The organism is Chryseobacterium sp. BGARF1, from assembly GCF_001677955.1.
GTDB lineage: Bacteria > Bacteroidota > Bacteroidia > Flavobacteriales > Weeksellaceae > Chryseobacterium.
The window spans coordinates 1-5129 of record NZ_LELA01000146.1 but is presented as its reverse complement, the minus strand read 5'-3'; the positions used below and the strand labels follow the sequence as shown (position 1 = coordinate 5129).

The following is a 5129-nucleotide window of genomic DNA, read 5'->3' as shown; positions in this document are numbered from 1 at the left end:
TTCTTTTTCGGTGTTGCCATAATTAAAATTACTCTTTTTATGAAAACACTCCTTAAATTTCTAATATCAAATGTCCACTTTTTGCTGAAGATTTACAATCCCGAATATATTGAAAGCCTTGCCAGCATATAGCTTTCTTTTTTAGGACATGGTATATTCGGGGGATTTATGGCAGACGGCGATTCAATGCCGTCATTTGCAGACGGTACATGTGTGATTGGTGAATATGTTGAGCAGCTGGATGACCTTAAATCAGGTAAGGAGTATATGTTCATTACCACTGAAGGCTATACTTTCCAAACATTCAGTAAAAAGAACAAAAAAAGCTTAACGGTCGCCGCAGACAATAAATTCTATAATTCATATGATAATCAGTCAAAAGATATTGTACAGATATGGCGTTAGGTGAGGGGGATATTGCCACAGGATTATAATCCTACTACCTTCCGGGTACCCGTCTCAAGAATCTGGTCGATGAAGCGAGACGCAGTATCAGCAATCTGGAGAACGGAATTCTTAAGTTCAATCCATAAAAAACTTCCCCGAAGGGAAGTTAAAAACACAAATGATGAAAAAAAACATCCCGTCGAAACGGGATGTTGTAAAGATACATTTTTTAAAGAAATCTACCATGGGTCAGCTGAGTTTATTTGAGACCCAAGAATTTTACGAGTTTCAGACCTTTTGGAATACAGGGAGAATTTCCTGAGCAGGGAAGAGGTGGATCGGTTAAAAGATCATCTGCTTCAAACAGCGCAGTGAGAACAGCGGACTCAGAAAATGTATGATGAGATGGTTATAATACCGCGTTTAACCATTTGGTATGGTGATAGTAATTATTTTTGATTTAGTTGCCTTAAATTAATTACTGAGAAAATTGTTTATATCTAAAAAGTATATAAATATACTAAATTAATAATTTTAAGTATATTTGTGTATTAAATATTATGTTGTGAAATATGGTCTTTTAAAAAATGTAGTTAATTTCCTTGAAGAATTTGAGACAGAAAATTTCAAAAGAAAAACCTATAGTAATGATATCGGCGGCTTTAAGAGATGGATAGCTACCAATTGTAAAAGTGAGGGGTTAAATATTGAATAACATTGTGAGGGAAAGGAAAATGGATGAAGTGCAGAAAGTGTTATAAATACTTTAATCAATCACTTGAATAGATATGCTAAAAGTTACTCAAAATCAGCTATATTTGATTCAGGTTTTTCTACTCAAGAGTATTATATTTATCTCATCAACCTTAAAATCTTTGGGGACATGAAAAAAATGAATTTAATAAAAAAGAATGTACATGAAAAACCTGTTGGAATGAAAATTATCAACCGACTGATGATTTATGATAAAAATATTCAACCTGAGAATTTTTTAAATGAAGTTCTAAAATCTAACAAGTAATGAAACAAAAATCGCCGTTATAGGTTCCGGTTTTTCCGGTTTGTCTGCAGCTGCTTATGCGGCGAAATCAGGCAATGAAGTTCACGTTTTTGAAAAACATGAACAACCTGGTGGAAGAGCAAGACAATTCACTACTAAACAAGGTTATGTTTTTGACATGGGGCCAAGCTGGTACTGGATGCCAGATATTATTGAGAATTTTTTTGTTGATTTTGATTATAAATCTTCTGATTTTTTTAAGCTCATTTCATTAAATCCGCAATTTGAAATGATTTTTTTGGAACAGAAAATTAAAGTACCTGAAAATTTTGAAGAATTAAAAATACTGTTTGAAGAAATTGAAAAAGGGGCGAGTGTGAAATTAGAAAAATTCATGCAGTCGGCAAAATTTAAATATGAAGTTGGGATGAAGGATTTTGTGATAAAGCCTTGTTATAAATGGTCAGAGTTTATTTCTCCTAAAATAGCTAAAAGTGTTTTGAAATTGGATTTACTCACTAACTTTAGAAGCTATGTAGCAAAATATTTTAAGAATGAAAAAATAAGGACCTTAATGGAGTTCCCTGTAATTTTTTTGGGTGCTTCTCCAAAACATATTCCAGCCTTATATAGTCTGATGAATTATGGCGGTTATAACTTGGGAACACATTACCCCATAGGAGGTTTTCATCAATTGGTATTAGCTATGAAAAAAGTAGCTGAAAAACAGGGAGCTATTTTCCATTTTAATAAGACCATCGAAAAAATAAATACGAAAAATAATAAGGTGACTTCTTTAACAATACAGGATAAACTTTATGAATTTGATGCAGTAATTGCTTCCTGCGATTATCATCATGCTGAAAAACTCTTAAACAAAGACGAAAGGAATTACTCAGAAGAATATTGGGAAAATAGGACATTTGCACCATCAAGTTTGATCTATTACTTAGGTATTGATCAGACTCTTCCCGGCCTGCAGCATCATACACTGTTCTTTGAAAATGATTTAGACCAACATATTGATTGTATATACGGCGATAAAAGATGGCCAGAAAATCCTTTGTTTTATGTTTGCTGTCCATCAAAGACAGATGATTCTGTAGCTCCCGTAGGTAAAGAGAACCTTTTTTTATTGATGCCACTGGCCATCGGAATGCATGATGATGAAGCAATAAGAGAGAAGTATTTAATAGAAATGCTTTCAAGAATAGAAAAACATACGGGCATGGTTGATTTACTCTCAAAGATTGAATACAAAAGAAGCTATTGTGTCAGTGATTTTATTTCGGATTATAACGCTTATGGCGGGAATGCTTACGGACTGGCAAATACACTTGGGCAAACTGCGGTTTTAAAACCTAAAATAAGAAACAAAAAATTAAAAAATTTATTCTACAGTGGTCAACTTACTGTTCCTGGACCCGGAGTTCCTCCATCCATTATTTCAGGTAAAATTGCTGCAAAGGAAATATGTAAACTTAAAAAAGAGCTATTATGAAATGTCTATTTGACGAACTTTCTTATTCGGTAAGTAAAATCATCACTGAAAAATATAGTACAAGTTTTTCTTTGGGTATTTTAGCTTTGAAACCTTCAATTCGTTCTGCAATATATGCGATATATGGATATGTAAGGTTAGCTGATGAGATTGTAGATAGCTTTCATGGTTACAATAAAGAAAAATTATTAAACAGGTTAAAAAAAGAAACAGAAAATGCTTTAGAGGAGGACATTTCTCTCAATCCTATTTTACATTCTTTTCAGCAAACAGTCAGTCAATATAAAATTGATAGAAGCCTTATCAGTCAGTTTTTACATAGTATGGAAATGGATTTACGAAAAATAGATTACAATTCCGAATTATATAAAGAATATATTTTTGGTTCAGCAGAAGTGGTTGGTCTGATGTGTCTTCAGGTTTTTACAGAGGGTGATAAAGAGAAATATGAAGAACTAAAACCCTATGCAATGAAGTTAGGTTCTGCATTGCAGAAAGTTAATTTTCTAAGAGATTTAAAAGATGATTACCAGATATTAGGCAGGTCTTATTTCCCGAATATTGATATAGCGGTATTTGACAATTGTGTTAAATTACAGATTGAAAAAGAAATCGAAGAAGAATTTAATGAGGCCTTAATCGGAATTAGGAATCTTCCTAGCTCTTCAATATTTGGAGTGTATTTAGCCTATAAATATTATTTGTGCTTATTTCAAAAAATAAGAAGAAAATCTTCCAAAGATATATTGAGTAGTAGGGTTCGGGTTCATAATTTTGAAAAAGTATTTGTAGCATTAAAAAGTTATCTGCGGTATAAAACAACTTTTTTATAATGAAAATAACGAGTTCGGTTATATTTGCTATTTTTTTTTTAACAAGTTTCAATACCATAAGTTTGGATAAGGTAAGAACCAATTACACGAAGTTGATATCAGATAAAGAATTGTGTGAAAAAATGATTGCTGAATTAGAGAGCGCAAAGACTAATTCGGCGACTCATTTAGCTTATTTGGGTGGAGTACAAACTATTTGGGCAAATCATGTTTTCAGCCCGATAAGTAAGCTTAATTCGTTTAAAAAAGGAAAAGAAAATATCGAAGAAGCGATCCGTAAAGAACCTAATAATACTGAATTAAGGTTCATTAGGCTTTCTGTTCAAAAAAACGCACCATCTTTCTTAGGTTATAAATCAAATGTACAAGAAGATACTGATTTTATTAAGAAAAGGCTTCGTGAATTTGATTCAGAGATTCTTAAAAAGAATATAGAGCTCCTTTTAAATGAATAACAAATGAGACATTAATTATAGAAGGAGCAGCAGTAGCAATGTGACATCTATACTTGGTTGTTTTTTTTCTTCTCCCGGTGATACAGTAACGATATGGAATTTAAGGTATTGTCAGAATATTAAAACAAGCCGATTTTCGAAGGAGTGATAATGTACTATAGGTTTCTCAATTATTATACATTCCGGTAAAATGAAAATCGAAAATCATTCATGTGGATCAGAACAAAATTTTCACAGGTTTTAAGCAGAAAGTGCCTTATACATATTGGCGTCCCTTCATGAATGTATTCCTAATGAAGAGGATGTAGTAATGAAGTTAGATTATAAAGTGCCGTTTGATATTTTAGAAAATATAACATGTCGTGGTTGGGTTAAAAAGAAATTAGAATAGATCTTTAGCTTTCGATGTGGTATTTAAAAAAAGTTATTTAGTACTATAAAAAATTGATATGAATTTTATTATCACATTGGTCACATTTATCCTTATGGAAGGAGCAACTTGGGTTATTCATAAATGTCTTATGCATGGTTTCATGTGGTTTCTGCACAAAGATCATCATGATCATAGTGCGCTTGAAAAGAATGACTATTTCTTTGTTATATTTGTTATACCTACAATCGCTTTAATATGAACTTGTTTAAACTTATTTAAAAAAAGAGTTTCCAGAAAATTAGCAATTTAGAGTTGCAAAAAAAAGAACTAAAATCTGGAACTCATAAGCAAAGATAAACTGGAAAAATGGATTTACCTCATTTAAGCAAAGGCAAACGAGGATTTTCAACGAGATTTGATTTAGGAAAAATCTTTAAACTCATTATAAAACGATTGAAAACAGGCTGTCAATGGCGGGAATTAAGCCTCAAAGAATATTTTTCAAAAGAAACAATAAGCTGGCAATTAGTCTATTATTATTATTATTATTATTATTATTATTATTATTATTATTATTATT

Annotated in this window: 6 protein-coding genes and 2 pseudogenes; all 8 read left to right on the top strand. The window is 31.7% G+C overall.

All coding sequences use genetic code 11. The annotated features are described in order from the left end of the window. The first annotated feature begins 168 nt into the window (after positions 1–168). Positions 169–405: a hypothetical protein gene (locus tag AB671_RS20690; protein WP_066681474.1), complete on the top strand. Its 237-nt coding sequence runs from the start codon at positions 169–171 to the stop codon at positions 403–405. A 245-nt stretch (positions 406–650) separates the two neighbouring features. Then, complete coding sequence (locus AB671_RS22085; RefSeq protein WP_157444282.1) at positions 651–788, top strand: hypothetical protein; 138 nt, start codon at positions 651–653, stop codon at positions 786–788. Between the two features lie 491 nt (positions 789–1279). Further along, entirely contained in the window at positions 1280–1408 is a 129-nt protein-coding gene (locus AB671_RS22965; RefSeq protein ID WP_262484077.1) for a hypothetical protein, read from the top strand. A 10-nt stretch (positions 1409–1418) separates the two neighbouring features. Then, positions 1419–2888 carry a phytoene desaturase family protein gene (locus AB671_RS20675; protein WP_066681470.1) on the top strand — a complete coding sequence of 490 codons (1470 nt, stop codon included), beginning with the start codon at positions 1419–1421 and terminating at the stop codon, positions 2886–2888. Continuing rightward, positions 2885–3721 carry a phytoene/squalene synthase family protein gene (locus AB671_RS20670; protein ID WP_066681469.1) on the top strand — a complete coding sequence of 279 codons (837 nt, stop codon included), beginning with the start codon at positions 2885–2887 and terminating at the stop codon, positions 3719–3721. The genes AB671_RS20675 and AB671_RS20670 overlap by 4 nt, the downstream gene beginning before the upstream one ends. After that, positions 3721–4176 carry a hypothetical protein gene (locus AB671_RS20665; protein WP_228391048.1) on the top strand — a complete coding sequence of 152 codons (456 nt, stop codon included), beginning with the start codon at positions 3721–3723 and terminating at the stop codon, positions 4174–4176. The genes AB671_RS20670 and AB671_RS20665 overlap by 1 nt, the downstream gene beginning before the upstream one ends. Before the next feature lie 449 nt (positions 4177–4625). Then, positions 4626–4805: pseudogene (locus tag AB671_RS23100) on the top strand (beta-carotene hydroxylase); the annotation flags it as partial. 110 nt (positions 4806–4915) lie between these two features. After that, positions 4916–5129, top strand: a pseudogene (locus tag AB671_RS22840) (hypothetical protein); the annotation flags it as partial.